This window comes from Aestuariimicrobium ganziense (assembly GCF_015352975.1).
GTDB lineage: Bacteria > Actinomycetota > Actinomycetes > Propionibacteriales > Propionibacteriaceae > Aestuariimicrobium > Aestuariimicrobium ganziense.
In genome coordinates, this window is record NZ_JACYIZ010000009.1 from 61,450 (window position 1) to 81,675 (window position 20,226).

The 20,226-nt window shown below is 71.0% G+C and carries 20 protein-coding genes and 3 pseudogenes; 12 read left to right on the forward strand and 11 right to left on the reverse strand.

From position 1 onward, the window contains the following. Positions 1-10: 10 nt before the first annotated feature. Together IE660_RS14495 and IE660_RS16250 are read right to left on the reverse strand one after the other, a co-directional pair. Positions 11-502: a DUF892 family protein gene (locus IE660_RS14495; RefSeq protein ID WP_203569089.1), complete on the reverse strand. Its 492-nt coding sequence runs from the start codon at positions 500-502 to the stop codon at positions 11-13. 166 nt (positions 503-668) lie between these two features. Further along, positions 669-1,547, reverse strand: coding sequence for a glycoside hydrolase family 3 C-terminal domain-containing protein (locus IE660_RS16250; RefSeq protein WP_203569090.1), 879 nt, complete (start codon positions 1,545-1,547; stop codon positions 669-671). On the opposite strand from IE660_RS16250, the gene IE660_RS16465 reads away from it, so the two are divergent. Next, positions 1,490-1,762, forward strand: a complete 273-nt coding sequence (locus tag IE660_RS16465; protein ID WP_328701977.1) for a histidine phosphatase family protein — start codon at positions 1,490-1,492, stop codon at positions 1,760-1,762. The genes IE660_RS16250 and IE660_RS16465 overlap by 58 nt on opposite strands. Positions 1,763-2,242: 480 nt before the next feature. On the opposite strand, the gene hemQ is transcribed toward IE660_RS16465, so the two are convergent. Genes hemQ through IE660_RS14515 form a run of 3 tightly spaced genes read right to left on the reverse strand, consistent with a single transcriptional unit; the run spans position 2,243 to position 5,276 of the window. Then, positions 2,243-2,956 (reverse strand): hydrogen peroxide-dependent heme synthase, encoded by a 714-nt coding sequence (hemQ, locus tag IE660_RS15995; protein ID WP_235998109.1) that lies wholly within the window; start codon positions 2,954-2,956, stop codon positions 2,243-2,245. Next, positions 2,953-4,005, reverse strand: coding sequence for a ferrochelatase (locus tag IE660_RS16000; protein ID WP_328701978.1), 1,053 nt, complete (start codon positions 4,003-4,005; stop codon positions 2,953-2,955). Before IE660_RS16000 ends, hemQ begins: the two co-directional genes overlap by 4 nt. Further along, positions 4,002-5,276, reverse strand: a complete 1,275-nt coding sequence (locus tag IE660_RS14515; protein ID WP_203569092.1) for a glutamyl-tRNA reductase — start codon at positions 5,274-5,276, stop codon at positions 4,002-4,004. Before IE660_RS14515 ends, IE660_RS16000 begins: the two co-directional genes overlap by 4 nt. Positions 5,277-5,326: 50 nt before the next feature. On the opposite strand from IE660_RS14515, the gene hemE reads away from it, so the two are divergent. From hemE to IE660_RS16640, 7 genes and pseudogenes are all read left to right on the forward strand, one after another. Continuing rightward, positions 5,327-6,334: a uroporphyrinogen decarboxylase gene (hemE, locus tag IE660_RS14520; RefSeq protein ID WP_328701979.1), complete on the forward strand. Its 1,008-nt coding sequence runs from the start codon at positions 5,327-5,329 to the stop codon at positions 6,332-6,334. Beyond that, a complete protein-coding gene (locus IE660_RS15540) occupies positions 6,331-7,611 on the forward strand; it encodes a protoporphyrinogen/coproporphyrinogen oxidase (protein WP_207731144.1) in 1,281 nt (426 codons plus the stop codon). Before hemE ends, IE660_RS15540 begins: the two co-directional genes overlap by 4 nt. Before the next feature lie 2 nt (positions 7,612-7,613). Next, positions 7,614-8,492: pseudogene (gene hemC, locus IE660_RS16470) on the forward strand (hydroxymethylbilane synthase); the annotation flags it as partial. A gap of 90 nt (positions 8,493-8,582) precedes the next feature. Beyond that, complete coding sequence (locus tag IE660_RS16475; RefSeq protein WP_328701986.1) at positions 8,583-9,242, forward strand: uroporphyrinogen-III synthase; 660 nt, start codon at positions 8,583-8,585, stop codon at positions 9,240-9,242. Continuing rightward, positions 9,239-10,204 carry a porphobilinogen synthase gene (hemB, locus tag IE660_RS14530; protein WP_203569095.1) on the forward strand — a complete coding sequence of 322 codons (966 nt, stop codon included), beginning with the start codon at positions 9,239-9,241 and terminating at the stop codon, positions 10,202-10,204. Before IE660_RS16475 ends, hemB begins: the two co-directional genes overlap by 4 nt. Then, positions 10,201-11,487, forward strand: coding sequence for a glutamate-1-semialdehyde 2,1-aminomutase (gene hemL / locus IE660_RS14535; protein WP_203569096.1), 1,287 nt, complete (start codon positions 10,201-10,203; stop codon positions 11,485-11,487). Before hemB ends, hemL begins: the two co-directional genes overlap by 4 nt. 32 nt (positions 11,488-11,519) lie before the next feature. Further along, positions 11,520-11,768, forward strand: coding sequence for a hypothetical protein (locus IE660_RS16640; protein WP_407929034.1), 249 nt, complete (start codon positions 11,520-11,522; stop codon positions 11,766-11,768). Between the two features lie 178 nt (positions 11,769-11,946). Here IE660_RS16640 and IE660_RS16645 read toward each other — a convergent pair. The 4 genes and pseudogenes from IE660_RS16645 to coaA all read right to left on the reverse strand — a co-directional run. Then, positions 11,947-12,420 (reverse strand): annotated as a pseudogene (locus IE660_RS16645) (glycoside hydrolase family 3 N-terminal domain-containing protein); the annotation flags it as partial. After that, a complete protein-coding gene (locus tag IE660_RS14545; protein ID WP_203569098.1) occupies positions 12,333-12,641 on the reverse strand; it encodes a hypothetical protein in 309 nt (102 codons plus the stop codon). The pseudogene IE660_RS16645 and the gene IE660_RS14545, both read right to left, overlap by 88 nt. Before the next feature lie 57 nt (positions 12,642-12,698). Further along, positions 12,699-13,298 (reverse strand): hypothetical protein, encoded by a 600-nt coding sequence (locus tag IE660_RS14550; RefSeq protein WP_203569099.1) that lies wholly within the window; start codon positions 13,296-13,298, stop codon positions 12,699-12,701. Positions 13,299-13,375: 77 nt separating this feature from the next. Then, complete coding sequence (gene coaA, locus IE660_RS14555) at positions 13,376-14,341, reverse strand: type I pantothenate kinase (protein WP_203569100.1); 966 nt, start codon at positions 14,339-14,341, stop codon at positions 13,376-13,378. An 87-nt stretch (positions 14,342-14,428) separates the two neighbouring features. On the opposite strand from coaA, the gene glmS reads away from it, so the two are divergent. Beyond that, positions 14,429-16,273 (forward strand): glutamine--fructose-6-phosphate transaminase (isomerizing), encoded by a 1,845-nt coding sequence (gene glmS, locus IE660_RS14560; RefSeq protein ID WP_203569101.1) that lies wholly within the window; start codon positions 14,429-14,431, stop codon positions 16,271-16,273. Positions 16,274-16,508: 235 nt separating this feature from the next. Then, positions 16,509-16,715 carry a VOC family protein gene (locus IE660_RS14565; protein WP_203569102.1) on the forward strand — a complete coding sequence of 69 codons (207 nt, stop codon included), beginning with the start codon at positions 16,509-16,511 and terminating at the stop codon, positions 16,713-16,715. Here the strand turns inward: IE660_RS14565 and IE660_RS14570 are convergent. Continuing rightward, a pseudogene (locus IE660_RS14570) lies at positions 16,706-16,873 on the reverse strand (alpha-amylase family glycosyl hydrolase); the annotation flags it as partial. The gene IE660_RS14565 and the pseudogene IE660_RS14570 sit on opposite strands and share 10 nt — an antisense overlap. Positions 16,874-16,944: 71 nt before the next feature. On the opposite strand from IE660_RS14570, the gene IE660_RS14575 reads away from it, so the two are divergent. Continuing rightward, complete coding sequence (locus tag IE660_RS14575; protein ID WP_203569104.1) at positions 16,945-17,295, forward strand: holo-ACP synthase; 351 nt, start codon at positions 16,945-16,947, stop codon at positions 17,293-17,295. After that, positions 17,295-18,797 (forward strand): bifunctional ADP-dependent NAD(P)H-hydrate dehydratase/NAD(P)H-hydrate epimerase, encoded by a 1,503-nt coding sequence (locus IE660_RS14580; protein ID WP_203569159.1) that lies wholly within the window; start codon positions 17,295-17,297, stop codon positions 18,795-18,797. The genes IE660_RS14575 and IE660_RS14580 overlap by 1 nt, the downstream gene beginning before the upstream one ends. On the opposite strand, the gene IE660_RS14585 is transcribed toward IE660_RS14580, so the two are convergent. Continuing rightward, positions 18,773-19,924 (reverse strand): glycosyltransferase family 4 protein, encoded by a 1,152-nt coding sequence (locus IE660_RS14585; RefSeq protein ID WP_203569105.1) that lies wholly within the window; start codon positions 19,922-19,924, stop codon positions 18,773-18,775. The two genes, IE660_RS14580 and IE660_RS14585, sit on opposite strands and share 25 nt — an antisense overlap. Positions 19,925-20,226: the final 302 nt, after the last annotated feature.

Here is a 20,226-nt window from a genome sequence, read left to right on the forward strand (position 1 = left end):
GGACGGGCGGTCAGTCGCCGGCCAGCACCCGCGCCGAACCGGCGCGAAGCTCGTCCAGCTGCCGCTGTTGCTCGTGGGCACGATCGAGCAACTGCTGCAGCATGAGCGCATCCAGACGAGGGTTGCCCAACTCCAGCAGGGCCTTCCACAGCAACGACTTCATGTGCACCGCCCCGGTGAGGGCTTCGAGTTCGAGGTAGTCACTCAGCGGTGAGCGCTGCACGATGCGGTTGTTGGGCTTGAGGCGTGAGGCCTTCTCGGCGATCCTGGCCGCGGTGTCCTTGAGCACCGAGCGATTGGCGTCGACGAGTTCCATGATCTGCTCGAGCGACTCCTTGTCCTGGGCGATCTGGTCGGCCATCGCCTCCAGGCGTGCTCGCACGTCGGCGCGCGAGTGGTTCGCGGCGACCCTGCGGAACGCGTCCACGCCAGCGCTCGCTGCGGCATGGTGATCCTGCAGGTAGGTGCCCAACAGCCCGGCGTCGCGTTCTTGTTCGCTCATCAACTGCTCCTGTCAAGGGGTGGACGACCGACGCTACGCGGCCCCGGCCCGCGCGGGGCCATCGGAGCGGACGGCCCCCGGGCCAGGCCTGCAGAGTCCACCCCTGGGGGTGCTGCGGCGCCACCGCCCGGCAGCGGGACCCCGGGCGCCGTGGCGAACCCCGCAGTCAGGCGTGCCCCAGTCCGAAACCGGTGCGGTAGGTGTTGCCGACGGTGTCGGTGTAGGGCGTGTAGTCGTCGAAGACGTCCTCGTGGTGCGCCTCGATGGTGACCATGTCGGCCGGCATCGAAGCGGGCAGTCGTCCGCCTGCGGTCGCCGCCCCGGTCAGCACGTCAAGCAGGGCCTTGGTCGAGACCCCGTAGTGGACGAACAGGGCATCGGCCAGCGGCTCGACCTCGGTCATCACGACCGGGGAGTCGAGCTTGACCACCGCCACCACCGGCCTGTCGCCCATGGCCTCGCGCGCGGCCTCGAGGTTGTCGAGGTCGGCCTCGTTGGCCACCACCGACTGCACGCCGCGGTAGGCCCGGTCACCCGCCAGCGACTGCTCGCGCGCAGTCTCGGCGTGGTAGGGGCGGTACTGCAGGCTGAGCGGGCGGAACTTCTCGTCGACGTACGGGTCGCTCATCGGTGAGTTCATCGCCACCACGGCGACGTCGGCCTCGTCGGGGGAGTCGACCAGGGTGACGTAGTCACCTGCCACCGCCAGGTCGAGCGCGTCGACCTCAGCCGGCGGCACCGGCTGGCGGAAGAAGCCCTTGTGGCCGGCGATGCGTCGACGTGGCAGCCACACCTTCGCGCCCTTCGCCACCGGAGCCGCGTCGCCCTTGAGGTGGACGATCGAGTCGGTCTGGGCCTGCAGGCCGGCGGCCACGAACTCGGGGCAGCCGACCACGCTGCGGCTGTGGTCGGCGTCGAGGTAGGGGTCGTCGAACAGGCCCACCCGGAACATGCCACGCAGCAGTCGGGTGGCCGACAACTCGAACCGTGCCCGCATCGCGTCCTCGCCGTGCTGTTCGGCGCCCAGACCGAAGGCCTCGACCACCGGCGTGGCATCGGAGTTGCCGCCGAACTGACATCGCGGAGAGGCATGCGGGGGAGTCGGTGCTGGTGGTGTCGCACGGGCTGTTCCTCAACCGGATGATCCATGCGTTGCTGGGGCTGGAGGGTCGGGTGCTGGGCAGCCTCGACAACGCCCACCACTCGGAACTGCTGCACGGCCACGGGGCGTGGACCCTGGTCGCCCACAACGTCGGCTGAGCACGCCGGTTGGGCTCGGACTGTGGTCACGACCGGTTGGGCCGGGATGGGGTCACGGCCGGTTGGGCCGGGATGGGGGCGAGGAACGAGCCCGCACCCGCGTCTGAAACCTCCCGACCGTTCTTGCGGACCCCGGGCAACCACCCGCGGCGCTTCCGAAAGGGGCCGAAAATCGACATGAGATGGCATAGTGCCATCTCATGTCGATTTTCGGCCCGTTCCAGACGAGCGGGCCAGCTATCACGCGGGTGGGGGCGGCGCCATCGGGAGCCAGACAGGGTTTCGACGCCGGCCGCGGGCTCGTTCCTCGCCCGGGGCCGGGCTCAACAGCGAGGGCTGGTCTGCCTGCCCGGACCGACAATGGGATTGTGAGTTGCCAGACACGGTTTCGACACGACCCTCGCGCAGAGCGCTCGCGGTCGGCTCAGAGGCTAAGGAGCCGGGCTCAACCAGCGAGGGGCCGGGCGCGACCGGCGGAGGTCAGCAGCTCGGCTGGCGCCCGATCCAGTCGCCCAGCTCGACCCTCGGGCCGGTGAAGAACGGCGTCTCCTCGCGGACGTGCAACCTCGCCTCGACGCCGCGCTGGTGGCGCATCGCGTCGGTGAGCCGGTGCAGTTCGTCCGCCTCGAAGGCGAGGATCCACTCGTAGTCGCCCAGCGCGAAGCTCGACAGCGTCGACGCCACCACATCCGGGAACTCGCGACCCGCGGCCCCGTGCTCGTACAGCATCTTCGAGCGGTGCTCGTTGTCGAGGTAGTACCAGTCGTAGCTGCGCGTGAACGGGTACACCGTCAGCCACGGGCGCGGCGCGAAGCCGGCGAAGCAGCTCGGCACATGCGTCCGGTTGAACTCGGCCGGCCGGTGCACGCCCATGACGGACCACACCGGGTCCAGGTAGTGCCCCAGCGCGCTCTGCCGGATCGTGTGGTACCCGTCCTGCAGCTTGCGGGGGTCATCGGCGAGCATCCAGACCATGAGGTCGGCGTCGGCGCGGAAACCGCCGACGTCGTAGAAGCCGCGCACCGTCACGCCGGTCTCGCGCAGCGAATGCTCCAGTGCGGCCGCGTCCTCCAGCATCGGCAGCGGGGCCGCCGTCGCGAACACGGAGTACATGGCGTAGAGCGGCTGGTGGTTGATGGCCTCGAGGTCGACGTCGACGGCGTCGCGCTCGTCGCGGCCGGGGTGCTTGCTCATGGGGTCTCCTCCGTGGTGGCGGGCCGCGGCAGGCAGCAGCGGCCGGTGGCGAACTGGCACAGCGCGGTCGAGTCCCTCTCCCCGCGGGCGACGGCGGCCCGTTCGAGGAGGCGGTCGACGAGCAGGGTGGCGAACGCGGGATCGGTGCCGACTGTCGCGGCGCGCTCGTACGGCAGCGCCAGCTCGGCGGCGGTCTCCCGGGCCTGGGTGTCGAGGTCGTAGGCGACCTCCATGTGGTCGGAGATGAAGCCGATGGGGGCCGCGACGACGCCGGCGACGCCATCGGCCTGTACCTCGGGCATCCGGTCGTTGACGTCGGGTTCCAGCCACGGGATGCGCGGCGAGCCCGAACGGGAGCAGAAGGTCAGCTCCCACACGAGGTCCTCGCCCAGTTCCGCGCCGGCCCGCGCCGCCACGTCGGCCGCGACCCGCAGGTGCTGGGCCTCGTAGCGACGATGCGGCTCACCTGTCGACGACGCCGTGTTCATCGCGGTGGGGATGGAGTGAGTGACAAACAGCACGCGCAGGACGCCGTCCCCGATGCGCTCCCGCAGCGCCCGCACCGCCGCCACGAGCGCCCGCGCGTTGGCCGCCGCGAACTCGGGCGCATCCCAGAATGGGTCCACCTTGTCGACGGCGATCGGCAGGTCCCGGACGGCCCCGAGGATGTCCTCGTGGTACTGGCGGCAGTTGGAGTACGACTGATAGGCCGACGTCGCCAGCGCGAGCACGCGCGTATGGCCGTCGTCGACGAGGCCCTGGACGGTGTCGGCGATGAACGGCTTCCAGTTACGGTTGCCGATGACCACCGGCACGTGCACCCCGCGGCGCGCCAGTTCCTCGCGGACGGCCGCCATGAGGGCGGCGTTGAGCTCGTTGATGGGGGAGCGGCCGCCGAACAGCTCGTAGTGCTGCGACACCTCCACCAGCCGTTCGTCCGGGATGCCCTTGCCGGCGGTGGCATTGCGCATGAACGGCAGCACGTCGGCCGACTCGTCGGGCCCCCCGTACGAGGCGAACAGCACGGCGGAATATGGGTCGAGGGTCACATGGCCTCCCGGGTAGTCGTCGAGTCGAGGTCGCAGATCTTCATGTCGGTGACGGGGCAGCGGCCGGTCTCCAACTCGTCGGGGTCGACGGCGGGCTCGTCGCCGATGCCGTACAACTCGGCCATGGCGCTCAGGTATTCGTCTGTGCGGCCCAACTCTGCGGCCTGGCGGGCCCGGCTCGAGGGAATGTGCAGCAGCCGGGTGGCGAGCCGTCGAAGGGCGAGCGCCGCATCCTCCTTTGTGAGTTGGCGCTGCGGCAGGCGGGCGACCTCGTCGTCGACCATCGCCAGCACCGTGTCGCGGAGGCTGACGACGGCGGGGTCGACGACCCGGGCCCGGAGCCTGGCCATCGTGGCGGCGACGCCGGCGCGCACGAGGGTCTCCGCACGTTCGGAGTCCTCCGCGTAGCCGGGGCCGACGGCGCCCTGGATGGCGGCGAGGTCCACCAGCGTCACGCCCGGCAGCGAGCCGACGCGGGGGTCGACGTCGTGCTGGAGCGACAGGTCGAGCAGGCGCATGCCGGGGGCGACGTCGTCGACGGTGACCTCGGTGGAGCCGAGGCCGCGGCAGGTGACGACGAGGTCCGCGCCGTTGAGGGCGCTGGCCAGGCACGGGGAGTGCGAGGTGTGGTGGCTGGCGGCGAACTCGGCCCCCCGGCCGCTGGCGGAGTGGACGGCGATGTCGCGCACGCCGCGGGCCCGGAGCGCGGCCACGACGGCGCCCGCGTAGGAGCCGGTGCCGACGATGGTGACGCGCGCCGACGGCCAATCGGGGAGGTTGATGATGTCGAGCCCGGTGTTGACGACGGAGCGCCCTGCCCCCTCGAGGCTCGTCTCCCGCGCGATCCGGCGCGACGTCTTCAACGCCTCCTCGACGGCAATGCCGAGCGGCAGGGAGCAGCGCCCGGAGTCCTGCGCGTCCATGAGGGCGCGGCGCAACTGGCCGGCGATCTCCCGCTCACCGACGACCATCGAGTCCAGGCCGGCGGCCACGCGGAACACGTGGGCCAGCGCGGCCTCGCCGAGGAACAGGTCCCACGACGGCTGCTCGTCGATGCCCTCGTTGAGCAAGGCGCGCAGGCAGTGGTTGGGGACGTCGGCCGCCGTCTCCAACATCACCTCGACGCGGTTGCAGGTGCCGAGCACGACGGCACCATTGACGTCGGGGAATGACTGGAGCCGTTCGGTGATGCCGGGGATGTGCCCACTGACCCGCTCGACCTCCGACAGTCCTTGTCGGTCGTGCTGGATTGAGAAGATGCGCAATGTCACAGTGGCGCCCATTCAACCATCACTTGCGGATGGGGCAGAATCGATACACCATGAGTCCACTCCTCGCCGCCCTGAACGGCCAACGCCCCGCCCACCTGCCCGTCTGGTTCATGCGCCAGGCGGGCCGCTCGCTGCCGGAGTACAAGGAGGTTCGTGGGTCGACGACCATCCTCGAGGCCTGCCTCCGGCCCGACCTCGCCGCCGAGATCACGCTGCAACCGGTGCGTCGGCACAGGGTGGATGCGGCCATCTTCTTCAGCGACATCATGACCCCGCTGGTGCTGGCCGGGGTCGGGGTGGAGATCCACTCCGGCGTCGGGCCCGTCATCGACGAGCCCATCCGCACCGCCGCCGACGTCGACCGCCTCGTCGCGCACACGATGGACGACGTCAGTGCCATCACCGAGGCGGTGCGGCACGTCGTCGCGGAATTGGGGGAGGAGACGCCGCTCATCGGGTTCGCGGGCGCCCCGTTCACCCTGGCCGCCTACCTCGTCGAGGGCCGCGGCTCGCGCGACCACCTCGCCGCCCGCTCGATGATGCACGCCGACCCCGAGTCCTGGCACCGCCTCCTCGACTGGTGCGCCCGGCTCTCCGGCCAGTTCCTCACCGCCCAGGTCGATGCCGGCGCCCGCGCCGTCCAGTTGTTCGACTCGTGGGCCGGCGCCCTGACCCGCGCCGACTACGTCTCCGCCGTCGCCCCCCATTCGGCGACGGCGCTGGCGGCGGTCGCCGGACGGGTGCCCCGCATCCACTTCGGCGTCGGCACACGGCACCTGCTCACCGACATGGCCGCGTGCGGGGTCGAGGCCATGGGCATCGACTACCGCACCCCGCTCGACGAGGCCGCCTGGCTGCTGCCCGGGTTGCCGTTGCAGGGCAACATCGACCCGGCGTTGCTGGCCGCCGGCTGGGATGCCCTCGAGGCGCACGCGCGTGACGTCGTCGAACGAGGCAAGGCGGCCCCCGCGCACGTGGTGAACCTCGGCCACGGCGTCCCCCCGACCACCGACCCCGGAGTGATCACCGACCTGGTGGCGCTCCTCCACGAGCTGTGAACGCCGTCGTCGTCGGTGGCGGGCTCGCCGGGCTCGTCGCCGCCCACCGACTCGTGAAGGCAGGCATGCAGGTCACGCTGCTCGAGGCGTCCGGCGTCCTCGGCGGCATGGTGGGCCGCGTCACGCTCGGCGGCGTCACCGTCGACTCCGGGGCCGAGGCATACGCCGTCCGCGGCGGGGTCGGGCGCTCGCTGTGCGAGGAACTCGGCCTCACCGTCCACGGCCCCGCCGGTCAGCCGCATCTGTGGTGGCCCGACGGCGTGTGGCCCATGGCCGAGGGTGTGCTCGGCATCCCCGCCAGCCTCGACGACCCGGCCCTTGGCGTCCTGACACCTGCGGAGCTCGAGCGGCTCCGCCTCGACGCCGAGCTCGACCGCGCCGTCGGCTCCGATTCCACCACCGTCGGCGACCTCGTCCGGCTCCGCCTCGGCGACGGCGCCCTCGCGAAGCTCGTCACCCCGGTGGCGCGCGGCGTCTACTCGCTGGAGCCCGACCGGATGCCCCTGGCCTCCTTCGCGCCCGGCCTCCTGCAGGCGCTGGGCGACACGGGATCCCTCGTGGCCGCCGTCGCCGCGGTCAGGCGCCCCGGCGCGGCCGCCGTCGAGCAGCCGGAGGGCGGCATGTTCCGCCTCGTCGACGCGCTCGCCGACGCCATTCGCGCCGGCGGCGGGTCCATCGTCACGACGGCGCCCGTCACGGCGCTGCGGCGGGGAACCTCTGGCTTCGTCGTCCAGACGGGGGAGTCGTCGCTGGCGGCGGAGAAGCTGGTGCTCGCCGCGCCCGCGTCGTTGACGGCGGGGCTCATGGAACCGCTTGGCGTCCAGTTCGCCGTCCCGGGGGTGAAGACGGCGCGCCTGACGATGCTCAGCATCCGCTCCGAGGCCCTCGCCGACGCGCCGATCGGCTCCGGCCTCCTCGTCGGCCGCCCGGACCCGGAGATCAAGGCCAAGGCGCTGACCCACTACTCCGAGAAGTGGCCGTGGGCGAGGGTCAACGGCCAGGAGGTCATCCGGCTCTCGTACCCGGAGCAGCTCATCCCCTCCCTGGTCGACGCCATCGCCGACGCCTCGCGCTTCCTCGGCACCGAGATCGCCGACCGCGACGTCACCGGCATCGAGACGGTGGGCTGGGAGGCCATGCCCACCAGGCTGGAGCCGTCGACGGCGCAGCACCTCAGGGGCCTGTTCTCGGAGGCCGGGGTCGACGTCGTCGGCGGCTGGCTGGACGGAAACGGGATCGCCTCGGTCATCGCCGGGGGTGCCGGGGTGGCGTCGTGAGGCTGCGCCTCGGCACCCGAGGCTCGGCCTTGGCCGTCACGCAGTCCGAGCACGTGGCCGAGGCCCTGCGGGCACGCGGTCATGACGTGGCCCTGGTGCGGATCAAGACGGAGGGCGACGTCACGACCGGCTCGCTGACGGCGCTGCCGACGCTCGGCGTGTTCGCGGCCGAGCTGCGCACGGCGCTGCTCGACGGGCGCTGCGACCTCGCTGTCCACTCGCTCAAGGACCTGCCGACCGAGCCCGTGGCAGGTTTGGTGATCGCGGCCGTTCCCGCGCGCGAGGACGCCCGCGACGCCCTGTGCGCGCGTGACGGGCTCACGCTCGCCGGCCTCCCGTCTGGGGCGACGGTGGGCACGGGCTCGCCGCGGCGGGTCGCGCAACTGCGGGCGCTGCGGCCCGACCTGGTCTTCGTCGACATCCGGGGCAACGTGGGCACCCGGCTGGCTCGGGTGACCGAGGGCGACCTCGACGCCGTCGTGCTGGCGGCCGCCGGCCTCAGGCGGCTGGGGCTGGCCGACCGGATCACCGACCTGCTCGACATCCTGCCCGCCCCCGGCCAGGGGGCCCTGGCGCTGGAGTGCCGCGAGGACGCCGTCGAGGTGGCGGCGGCGCTGGCCGAACTGGAGGACGCCGACACGCGGCTGGCCGTGGACGAGGAGCGCGCCGTGCTCGCCGGGCTCGGCGGCGGCTGCGCGGCGCCCATCGCCGCCTGGGGTGCCGACGGCGTGCTGCGGGCCACCGTCTCCTCCCTCGACGGAGAATCGGCGGCTCGCGCCGAGGTCGCGCTGGGCAACGGCGCGGGGCGAGACGCCGTCCGCCTCCTGCTCACCGACGGCGCAGCCGACGTCACCGAACTCACCGCCAGCCGGCCCTCCCGCCTGGCCGACCTCCACGACGACACCTCGCTCTGGGGCGGCGACGCGGTCCTCGCCGGGCTGCGCATCCTCCTGCCCCGCGCCGACGGGGACCTGGCCGAGGGGCTGCGCGCCGCTGGCGCCGAGGTCGTCGCCGAGCCGCTCACCCGCCGTGTCCCCGTGGCGGCGAGCGGCACGCTCGACGGCGCCGACTGGGTCGTGCTGACCTCGCCGTTCGCCGTCGAGGCGCTGGCGGGGGCCGGGCTGGCGGTCCCCGAGGGTGCGCGGGTCGCGGCCGTCGGCGAGGCGACCGCCCGGGCCGCCCGCGACGTCGGCTTGGCCGTCTCCCTCGTGCCCGACGGCGAATCCTCCGCCAGGGCGTTGGCCGAGGCCTTCCCGGAGGGGAGCGGACGGGTCGCGATCCCCGGCTCCGCGCTGTCCAGCACCGTCCTGGCCGACGGGCTCGCCGCCAAGGGGTACGCCGTCAGCCAGTTCGCGACGTACGCCGTCGACCCCCTCGACGGGGCCCCTGCCCAGCTCTTGGCCGAGTGGCTCGACGGGCACTTCGACGTCGTCGTCATCACCGCGGGGTCCATCGCCGCGGCCGTCGGGTCGCTGCTGGGGTGGGCGCCGTCGGCCTCCGTCGTGGCGTTCGGGCCGCCGTCGGCCGCCGCGCTCGGCCGTCTGGGCGTCGACGTCGCGGCCACCGCAGCCACCCAGGACGCCCCCGGCGTCGTCGCAGCCATCGCCTCGCTCGGAAAGGCACCGCAATGATCCCCATCCGCCCGCGCCGCCTGAGGACGACGCCCGCCATGCGCCGGCTCGTCCGCGAGGTCGCCGTCCGGCCCTCCCAACTGGTGCTGCCTGTGTTCGTCGCCGACGAGGGGGCGGAGATCTCGTCCATGCCCGGCGTCTGGCGCCATGACCTCGACGGCGTCAGTCGCGTCGCCGAGCGGGCCGCCGCCGTGGGGCTGGGCGGCATCATGCTGTTCGGCGTGCCCCGCGACTACGAGAAGGACGACCGAGGCAGCCAGGGCTGGGCCGAGGGCGGGATCCTCCAGCGCGGCCTGCGGGCGGTCCGCGCGGCGGTGGGCGACGACCTCGTCGTCATGGCCGACACCTGCCTCGACGAGTTCACCTCCCACGGCCACTGCGGAATGCTGCGCGACGACGGCGTCGTCGACAACGACGAGACGCTCGCGGCCTACGTCTCCATGGCCATCGCCCAGGCCGACGCCGGCGCCCACGTGGTGTCGCCGTCGGGGATGATGGACGGCCAGGTCGAGGTGATCCGGGCGGGGCTCGACGGCGTGGGCCGCGACGACGTCGCGATCCTCGCCTATGCCGCGAAGTACGCCTCCTCGTTCTACGGGCCGTTCCGCGAGGCGGTCACATCGTCGCTGCAGGGCGATCGCCGGTCCTACCAGCAGGACCCGGCCAACCGTCGCGAAGGGCTCCGAGAGGCGGAACTCGACCTCGCCGAGGGCGCCGACATGCTCATGGTCAAGCCCGCCGGCTACTACCTGGACGTGCTGGCCGACGTGGCCGCCGTCTCGGACGTGCCGGTGGCGGCGTACCAGGTGTCGGGGGAGTACTCGATGGTGGAGGCGGCCGCCGCGCAGGGATGGATCGACAGGACGGCCGCCGTCGAGGAGTCGGTGACGGCGATCGTGAGGGCGGGGGCGGACATCGTCCTCACCTATTGGGCAGAGGAGATGGCAGGGTGGTTGAAGTGACGCACATGGACGAGATGTTCGCGAGGGCGCAGTGCGTCATCCCCGGCGGCGTGTCGTCGCCGGTGCGGGCGTTCGGCCCGGTGGGCGGCACCCCTGTCTTCGTGACGTCGGCGCGGGGGGCGTACGTCGTCGATGCCGACGGCGTGGACTACGTCGACCTCGTCGGCTCGTGGGGCCCGGCGCTGCTCGGCCATGCGCATCCCGAGGTGGTGTCCGCCGTGCAGGAAGCTGCCGCCAGGGGACTGTCGTTCGGCGCCCCGACCCAGGCCGAGGTCGAACTCGCCGAGGCCATCCGGGCCCGGGTACCGCTGGCCGAGCAGGTGCGCTTCGTGTCCACCGGCACCGAGGCGACGATGACCGCCATCCGGCTCGCGCGCGGCGCGACGGGCCGCGACAAGATCGTGAAGTTCGCCGGCTGCTACCACGGGCACTCCGACTCGCTGCTGGCGGCCGCGGGCAGCGGGGTCGCGACCCAGGGGCTGCCGGGCTCCTCCGGCGTCACGGCCGCGGCGGCGGGGGACACCATCGTCGTCGACTTCCACGACGTTGACGCCCTCACCCGCGTCTTCGACGAGGCGGGGGGCCAGATCGCCGCCGTCATCACCGAGGGTGCGCCGTGCAACATGGGCGTCGTCACGCCCGACGACGGCTTCAACGCCACCATCCGCAGCCTCACGAGGCGCCATGGGGCGCTCATGATCCTCGACGAGGTGCTCACGGGCTTCCGAGTCGGACCGGCCGGCTGGTGGGGCCTTGAGGGCGGCTACGATCCCGACATCATCACGTTCGGCAAGGTCGTCGGCGGCGGGATGCCGCTCGCGGCGCTGGGTGGCCGGGCGGAACTCATGCAGCTCCTCGCTCCGGTCGGACCCGTCTACCAGGCGGGCACGCTGTCGGGGAACCCGTTGGCGACGGCGGCCGGCATCGCGACGCTGCGCCTCGCCGACGACGCCGTCTACGCCCACGTCGAACGCCGGTCCGCGGAACTGCGAAGGTTGATCGGTGACGCGCTGACGGCCGCCTCCGTGCCGCACGTCATCCAGGCGGCGGGCAGCCTGTTCTCGGTGTTCTTCCGCGACGGCGCCGTCCGCACCTACGACGACGCCAAGGCCCAGGACACCGCCGGGTTCGCGCGGTTCTTCCACTCACTGCTGGATTCGCGGGTCTACCTGCCGCCGTCGGCGTTCGAGGCATGGTTCCTCTCGGCGGCCCACGACGACGGCGCGATGGCCCGGATCGCGGACGCCATGCCGGCCGCCGCGCGGGCCGCGGCGCATTCATGAGAAGCTAGGCGCAGACTCTAGGAGGATCAACGGTGAAGCTTCGGTTGGGTACACGCGGGTCGGCGCTGGCGCTGGCGCGGTCCGAGAGGGTCGCAGAGATCCTGCGGCGCGGGGGGCACGAGGTCGAGGTGGTCAACGTCGCCACGTCGGCGCACGAGACCAGCCACATGCCGGACAACTACTCTGTGGGCGTCTTCGCCCAGGAGTCGCGGGGGGAGTCGAGGTTGAAGGCGCCCTCGGTGAACGGACGACGGTGGGCGGCCGCGTTGCCGCCGGGGTAGACGTTGTACATGCTGTAGCGGTAGTGGGCGTCGCGACCACCCTCGCCGGTGCCGCCGCCGGGCCAGTGCTTGACCATGCCGATGACGCTGCCGCCGCCCCAGCCCCGTCGGCGCCGGGGGTGGTCTGCAGGGCGTCCAGGTAGGCACGGGTGAAGGCGATCACCTGCTCGACGTCGCCCCCGAAGGTGTCGACCGCGTGCATCCAGCGTGGTTCGGTGGCCAGGTCGATCTGCGGGCCCAGCGCGGTGCAGAACCCGAGTGCCCGGTACTCCTGGCGCACGATGTCGGCGAACTGGCGCACCCGCTCGGCCGACCCGATCGCGGCCATGCCCAACCCTTCGGGCCACTTCGAGACGACCGCGCCGCTCGACTTGAACTCCGCCCCGCTGTCGGAGGCGCCGTGGCGGGGGTCGGTCGAGAAGTTCACCGGGATGCCGAACGGCTGTTCCTCAGCCAACTGCTGCATGGCGTTGTGCCAGGTCACCGCGGTGTCGACGTTGGCGTAGCCGATCACCAGCACGTGGCGGATGTGGTCGCGCAGCAACAGGTCGCGCTGCTGGTCGCTCAGCTCGTGGGGGGCATGCACGGCAGGGTCGAAGTCCTGACCGCCGTAGGTGGAGCGGAACGGTCCGCCGGGTGGGTTGGGCACCACCTGGTGGGGGAGTAGAGCATCAGGCCGGCGATCTGCTGGATCGACAGCTCAGCCGCCAGCGCCCGCGCCCGCTCGTCCGGGCTGAGCCGCCAGTCGGCCCACGGCACCAGCTCACCGGTGCCGGCGAGGTCGCGGAAGACCAGCCCATCGGCGTGGACGACGCGTCCGGTCGCGGTCGAGATCGTGCGCCCGCCGGGGTTGTCGAAACGCTGCACCTGCATGGCTCCTCCTTGAGCTGTCCCTGCGCAGAAGGCTAGCCGCCCGGGTGAGTGCAGGCCTCAGCGTTGGCCGAGCTCGACGCTGAACAGCTCCTCGACCGGGAAGGTCCGCCCGGTCCTGGCTGGTGCGGGTGTGGTTCCCTGGCCCTCGGCCGAGTCGAAATCGGCTCCCACCTGGGTGGCCTGGTCGCCGTCCACCGCGAAGATGCCCGTGGTCAGGCCGGTCGGCGTGTACAGGTCTCCCATGCCGGGCAGGTCGTCACGGTCGGCTTCGAGATTGACCTTGCTGAACACCACGAAGGTGACTCCGGGTGTGATCTTGTCGAAGCCGGGCCTCTGTTCGGCCAACTCCTCCTGCCACACGATGCTGATCTGGTCGCCCAGCCGGGGCGACGATCGTGCGACCCGGAAGCGGCCCACCACGAGGCTGCCCTCGACACCCGGTGCCGGGCTGTAGGGGACGGTCTCGAACGAAGTGAACTCGCCCATGGTGACGGTGTCGCTCTTCGAGGCCAGGTCGTCGAGTGAGGTGATTGGTGACCGCGCCCCCTCGGCCTTGGGCGAACTGCACGCGGCGAGCACGGCGGCGCCCGCGAGCCATCCCAAGGACCTGCGTGTCAGCACGAGTTGCCTCGCCGCGTCGGCAGTGTGACCTCTCATGGGGCCACCGTAGGTTGCCCAGGCCGTCGCCAACGGCCCGGGCTGGGACCGTGACGGCATCGTGACCCGCCAGGCACTCAGATCTTGCGGATCCGCACGCTCTCGACCGAGTGGTCCGACCCCTTGCGCAGGATCACCGTGGCCCTCTCGCGGGTGGGTCGCACGTTGTGGTCGAGGTTGGGGCCGTTGATCTCGTCCCAGACCTGGTGGGCGAACCGGGTGGCCTCGTCCTCGCTGAGGCCGGCGAACTGGCGGAAGAACGAGTCCGGGTCCTGGAAGGCGGTGGCGCGCAACTGCAGGAATCGCTCCAGGAACCACGCCCTGATGTCGTCGTCGGCGGCGTCGACGTAGACCGAGAAGTCGAAGAAGTCGCTCAGTGCGAGCCCGACGGAGCCGTCACTGTGCGGACGAGCGGGCTGCAGCACGTTGAGTCCCTCGATGATCAGGATGTCGGGGCGCTGCACCACCTCGAACTCCCCGGGCAGGATGTCGTAGACCAGGTGGCTGTAGATCGGGGCACGCACCTCGTCCGCGCCCGACTTCACGTCCATCACGAAGCGCTGCAGGGCCCTGCGGTCGTACGACTCGGGGAAGCCCTTGCGCTCGAGGATGCCGCGGGCCTCGAGCACCTCGTTGGGCAGCAGGAAGCCGTCGGTGGTGATCAGTTCGACCCGCGGGTTGCCCGGCGAGCGCGACAGCAGTTCGCGCAGCAGGCGGGCTGTGGTCGACTTGCCGACCGCGACCGAGCCCGCGATCGCGATCACGAACGGGGTGCGGGTGGTCGACAGTTCGAGGTAGGCGTTGGACGCCCGGTACAGGTGCCCGGTGTGACGGATGTGCAGGTGCAGCAACTGGGTCAGCGGGACGTAGACCTCTTCGACATCGCGTTGGCTGGTGGGATCACCCAGGCCTCGTAGTCGCTCGAGCGTCGCCTGGTCGATCTCGATGTCGGTGTGGTCGGCCAGGGCTGCCCACTCATCACGGGTCAACTCGACGAAGGGCCCACCGTTGTCGGCGTGCTTGGCACCGGGATCGGCGTTCATCGGGCAAGATTTTCACGCACGGTCGGCGACGCGCCACCCTCCGCGCCGATTTAGCGAAACGCTCACTCTCATTGTACGTTTCTTGCCATGTGCGGAATCGTTGGATATGTGGGGCCCCGAAGCGCCCAGGACGTCGTGATCGAAGGGCTGCGCCGGCTCGAGTACCGAGGCTACGACTCCGCGGGCATCGCGGTCGAGTCGCAGGGTGAGCTGTCGGCGCGCAAGAAGTCGGGCAAGTTGGCCAACCTGGTCGTCGAACTGGACGAGCACCCGATCCCCGCGTCGACCCATGGCATCGGCCACACCCGCTGGGCCACCCACGGCGGACCCACCGACGCCAACGCCCACCCGCACCTAAGCCAGAACGGACGGGTCGCCCTCGTCCACAACGGCATCATCGAGAACTTCGCCGAGCTGCGCGCCGAGCTCGAGGCCGAGGGGGTCGAATTCACTTCCGAGACCGACACCGAGGTGGCCGCCCAGCTGCTGGGTCGCGAGGTCGAGTCCGGCGCCGGCCTGGTCGAGTCGCTGCGCGCCGTCAGCCGGCGGCTCGAGGGGGCCTTCACGCTGGTGGCGATCGACACCGCCGAGCCCGAGAGCGTGGTCGCTGCTCGTCGCAACTCCCCGTTGGTGGTCGGGCTGGGTGAGGGGGAGAACTTCCTCGCCTCCGACGTGGCCGCCTTCATCGAGCACACCCGCGAGGCCCTCGAACTCGGGCAGGACCAGGTCGTCGAGATCACCCCCGACACCGTGACCGTCACCGACTTCGACGGCGGTGAGGCCGAGACCCGTCCCTACCACGTCGACTGGGACCTGTCGGCGGCCGAGAAGGACGGCTTCGACTGGTTCATGCGCAAGGAGATCTTCGAGCAGCCCAAGGCCGTCGCCGACACCCTGCTCGGTCGCTGGGGCAGCAAGGGCGAGCTCGTCCTCGACGAGATCAGGATCAGCCCCGAAACCCTGCGACGCATCGACAAGATCGTCATCGTCGCCTGTGGCACTGCGTTCTACGCCGGAATGGTCGCCAAGTACGCGATCGAGCACTGGACGAGGATCCCCTGCGAGGTCGAGATCGCCAGCGAGTTCCGCTACCGCGACCCGATCATCGATCCGATGACCCTGGTGGTCACCATCTCGCAGTCCGGCGAGACCGCCGACACGCTGATGGCCATCCGCCACGCCCGTGAGCAGCACGCCAAGGTGATCGCGATCTGCAACACCAACGGCGCGACCATCCCGCGCGAGTCGGATGCGGTGATCTACACCCACGCCGGCCCCGAGATCGGGGTGGCCTCGACCAAGGGCTTCCTCACCCAGGTGGTGGCCTGCTACCTGCTCGGGCTCTACCTCGCCCAGGTGCGCGGCATGAAGTACGGCGACGAGATCAAGGCGCTGATGGACGAACTCGACACCATGCCGGCCAAGATCCAGAAGGTGCTCGACGAGCGCCAGCGGGTACTCGACCTGGCCGCTGAGTTCGCCAAGGTACCGTCGGTGCTGTTCCTGGGCCGCCACGTCGGCTACCCGGTGGCGCTGGAGGGCGCGCTCAAGCTCAAGGAACTCGCCTACATCCACGCCGAGGGGTTCGCGGCCGGTGAGCTCAAGCACGGCCCGATCGCGCTGATCGACCAGGAGCTGCCGGTGTTCGTGGTGGTGCCGCCCCAGGGCCGCGACCAGCTGCACGACAAGGTGGTCTCGAACATCCAGGAGATCCGCGCCCGTGGCGCGAGGACGATCGTGCTGGCCGAGGAGGGCGACACCGACGTCGAGCCCTACGCGGACGTGCTGATTCCGCTGCCGCGGGTCTCGACCCTGCTGCAGCCGCTGGTGGCCACCGTGCCGCTGCAGCTGTTCGCCTGCGAACTGGCCACCCAGAAGGGACATGACGTCGACCAGCCGCGCAACCTGGCCAAGTCGGTGACCGTCGAGTGACCTGCTGACCGGAGTCGTTGCGGCCACGTTCTCGAAGATTTCACCCGAGTGTGGCCGCAACTGTCAGTGCGAGTTGTTACCGTCACCGCACGACGCTGTGCCATCCCACAACCACGTCCTACCCACGATTCACGTCGTACCCGTGATGATCTAGGTAGTACCCATGGTCTAGGTAGTACCCCTGATCTAGGTCGTACCCGGGAATCACGTCGTACCAGGATCAAGGAGAATCCCCATGGCTCATGGCGACGTCACCCACGTCGACATCCCGGTGAGCAACAGCGCCGAGGCGACCAAGTTCTACAGCGACCTGTTCGGGTGGAACATCGCGACCTATCCCGGCTTCGAGGGCTACCCGATGTGGCAGGCCCCGAATCAGGTCTCGGGAGGCGGACTGGCGCCCTGCAGCGACAGCTTCACCCAGCCCCGGGTCGAGGGGTAGAACGGGCTCAGCCACACCGCGTCGACCCCGAGGTCAGCCAGGTGGTCGACGTGGGCGGTGACGCCGGCCAGGTCACCAATGCCGTCCCCATTCGCATCGGCGAAGGCTCGCGGGTAGATCTGGTGCACCACGGCGTTGCGCCACCACTCGGCTGCCATGCCTGTGAGCGTCGCACCGCCGACTGTGGCTGTCAACGCCCGTGGGCCGCACGAATCTGTAGGTTTGGCCCATGATCGTCGGCATCGGCATGGACGTGTGCTCGGTCGAGCGCTACGAGCGCATGGTCGAGCGCCACCCCGGTGTCGTCGCTCGCCTGCTCAACCCCTCCGAACGACAGGTGCCGATCGCCTCACAGGCCGCCCGGTTCGCCGCCAAGGAGGCACTGGCCAAGGCATTGGGCGCCCCGGCCGGCATGGTGTGGCTCGACTCCGAGGTGGTGCGCGCCGGCCACGGTCAGCCCAGCTTCGAACTGCGCGGCACGGTCGCTGCCAGGGCCGATGAACTTGGCATCACGCGCGTGCACCTGTCGATCAGTCACGACGCGGGCCTGGCCTGCGCCTACGTCGTCTGCGAGGGATGATGCACACCTTCGCCACGGCAGACCAGGTCAGGCAGGCCGAACAGGCTTGGTTCGCCGCGCGCGGCATCGACCAGTCAACTGTCACCCCGCTGATGCGGCAGGCTGCGGCCGCGGTCAGCGAGGTGGCCTCCGAGATGCTGGCCGAGTCATCGCGCCCCGCCCCGCACACCGTGGTGGTGCTGGCAGGCGTTGGCAACAACGCGGGTGACGCGTTGCTGGCCGCTGCCGACCTCGAGAACCAGGACGTGCGGGTTCTGGTCTGGGCCCCGTTCGACCGCACCCACCCCGAGGGGCTGAGGGCTGCGCTGGGACGAGGTGGGTTGCTGGTCTCGCGGGCCGAGGCGGTCACCGCCCTGGGCGAGGCATCGCTCGTGGTCGACGGGCTGTTCGGCATCGGCGGCCGCCCGGGCCTGCCTGAGTCGGTCGCAGAGTTCGCCGGGCACTGTGTCGCCGCGGGAGTGCCAGTGCTGGCCGTCGACCTGCCCAGCGGGTTGGACGCCGACCGCGCCGACGCGTCATCCAACCACCTGCAGGCCACTCGGACCGTCACCTTCGTGGCCGCCAAGCCGGTGCACGTACTGCAACCGGCCGCCTCGCGCTGCGGCGACGTCGACCTGGTCGACATCGGCGTCGCCGTGCCGGCCGCGCTGGGCCGTGTCTGGGATGCCGACGACGTGGCGGCCGTGTGGCCCTGTCCCGATGTCACCAGCGACAAGTACTCGCGCGGTGTGGTCGGGCTCGACACGGGTTCGGTGCTCTACCCCGGCGCCGGGGTGCTGTCGGCGCTGGGGGCGGTGCACGCCGGTGCTGGCATGGTGCGCTGCGCCTCGCCTGATCCGGTACCGGCCCGGGTGGTCGAGCAGTTGCCCAACGTGGTGGTCGGCACCGGACGCGTCCAAGCCTGGGTCTGTGGCTCGGGCTGGGGTGAACACGCCGGCAACCGCGATCGGCTCGCCACCCGGGTCGCCGACGGGGTGCCGCTCGTGGTCGACGCGGATGCGATCAGCCTGCTGGACGACCAGAACCCGTTGCCACAGGGCTGTCTGCTGACCCCGCACGCCGGTGAGCTGGCCCGGCTGCTGGGGGTCGAACGCCACGAGGTCGCCGCTGATCCGATAGGCCATGTCCAGCGTGCTGCCGAGCGCTTCGGTGCCACGGTGCTGCTCAAGGGCGCCACGCAGGTGGTGGCCGACCCCGGTGGTGCGGTGACGGTGGCCGTGGTCGGGCCGTCGTGGACGGCGCAGGCCGGCTCGGGTGATGTGCTGGCCGGCATCTGCGGCACCCTGCTGGCGGCAGGGCTGCCCGCTGCGGACGCGGCTGCCGCTGCGGCATCGGTGCAGGCGATGACCGCCAGGTTCCGTCCCGGCCCGTGGCCACCGCAGCGGATCGCCCAGTGGCTGCCCGAGACGATCGCGGGGTTGCAGCAGTCAGCCCAGAGTCTGACGGCCGAGATACGGCCGGCCCAGGTTCGGGCGGATCAGAGTCGCAACAACGACCGCTGAGGCCGCGGCAGACGGCTGCCGGTGTTGATCGCGGTCTCGTAGTGACCCACCAGCTGGGCGCAGATGGCCTCCCAGGTGCGTCCCTTCACCGTGGCGAGGGCGGCGGCCGAGAAGGCGGCGCGCTTGGCGTCGTCCCCGATCAGGTCGTCGACGTGGCGCCTGAGGCCCTCGAGGTCGCCCGGCTCGTAGAGCCACCCGGTGCGGGAGGGGTCGATCAGGTCGATCGGGCCGCCACGGCGCGGTGCCACCACCGGCAGCCCGCTGGCCATGCCCTCCTGGATGGTCTGGCCGAAGGTCTCGAGGTCGCCGGTGTGCACCAGCAGGTCGAAGCTGGCCAGCGCTCGCGCCAACTCTTCGCCACCCATGTGACCCAGGAACAGCGCGTTGGGCAGCGCCTTCTCCAACGACGCCCGCAGGGGGCCGTCCCCGATGATCACCAGTCGTGAGCCCGGCACGTCGGCGACCGCGCGCAGGTCCTCAGCCCGCTTCTCGCTGGCGAGTCGTCCGAGGAAGCCGATGATCTTGGTGCCCTCGGGAGCCCACTCACGGCGCAGCGACTCGTCCCGCTTGCTGGCGTTGAACCGCACCTGGTCGACACCGCGCGCCCAGATGCCGACGCGGGGGACGCCCTGGCTGATCAGCTGGTCGCGGGCATACGAGCTGGGGGCGAAGTTGAGCGTGCACAGCGAGTGCGCCTGACGCAGGCGCCGCCAGAACACCGGTTCCAGTTGCGGGAAGCCGTAGCGGGCGACGTAGGTGGCCAACTCTGTCTGGTAGATGCCGACCGCGGGGATGCCGAGTTCGGCCGAGGCCAGGGCGGCCTTGTACCCGAGTGCGAACGGGGCGGCGAGGTGGACGATGTCAGGGGCGTGCTCGTCGAGGATCTTGACCAGCGCGTTGGTGGTGGTCCCGACCACGCGGACGTCGGTGTAGACCGGCAGCGCGACCGAGGGTTGGGTGAGCACCGGGAAACCCATGTAGTGCTGTGGGGTGCGTCCACCGTCCTGTGGCGCGATCACGAAGGCGTCGTGCCCGGTGGCTCGCAGATGCTCCAGCATGCGGAGCACCGAGTTGGTGACCCCGTTGACCTGGGGGAGGAAGGACTCCGCCACGATGGCTACGCGCACCTTTCCAGAGTAACTGCGCTCTGGTGACTGGCTTGCATCGCGAAGCGCCACCGCACCCTGAACGTCGGGTGACGTCTTGGCGAACGGCAGCACGCTTCCATCGCTGACAAGGGGTGGCCTCGCCCATTCACGAGGATCCTGTGCCGACTGGTAGAGTGGTCAGTCGGTCTGGGCCCGACGCCTGGACCCCATGGCGAATCAGTTGCGTGGATGCGCGTCCGACAGGGACGCGAGCAGATGTGGGCGACCAATTCGCATGACACCTTCCCTGCGATTTCCCGCACTGATGCGACCTGTTCGGT

Bases quoted from the DNA above. Each gene is read 5' to 3' on its own strand.
- IE660_RS14580 (WP_203569159.1), top strand. From the start codon at position 17,295: ATGCACACCTTCGCCACGGCAGACCAGGTCAGGCAGGCCGAACAGGCT.
- glmS (WP_203569101.1), top strand. From the start codon at position 14,429: ATGTGCGGAATCGTTGGATATGTGGGGCCCCGAAGCGCCCAGGACGTC.
- IE660_RS14495 (WP_203569089.1), bottom strand. From the start codon at position 502: ATGAGCGAACAAGAACGCGACGCCGGGCTGTTGGGCACCTACCTGCAG.
- IE660_RS14565 (WP_203569102.1), top strand. From the start codon at position 16,509: ATGGCTCATGGCGACGTCACCCACGTCGACATCCCGGTGAGCAACAGC.
- IE660_RS14550 (WP_203569099.1), bottom strand. From the start codon at position 13,298: ATGAGAGGTCACACTGCCGACGCGGCGAGGCAACTCGTGCTGACACGC.
- hemQ (WP_235998109.1), bottom strand. From the start codon at position 2,956: ATGAGCAAGCACCCCGGCCGCGACGAGCGCGACGCCGTCGACGTCGAC.
- coaA (WP_203569100.1), bottom strand. From the start codon at position 14,341: ATGAACGCCGATCCCGGTGCCAAGCACGCCGACAACGGTGGGCCCTTC.
- hemB (WP_203569095.1), top strand. From the start codon at position 9,239: ATGATCCCCATCCGCCCGCGCCGCCTGAGGACGACGCCCGCCATGCGC.
- IE660_RS14575 (WP_203569104.1), top strand. From the start codon at position 16,945: ATGATCGTCGGCATCGGCATGGACGTGTGCTCGGTCGAGCGCTACGAG.
- hemE (WP_328701979.1), top strand. From the start codon at position 5,327: ATGAGTCCACTCCTCGCCGCCCTGAACGGCCAACGCCCCGCCCACCTG.
- IE660_RS14545 (WP_203569098.1), bottom strand. From the start codon at position 12,641: ATGCAGGTGCAGCGTTTCGACAACCCCGGCGGGCGCACGATCTCGACC.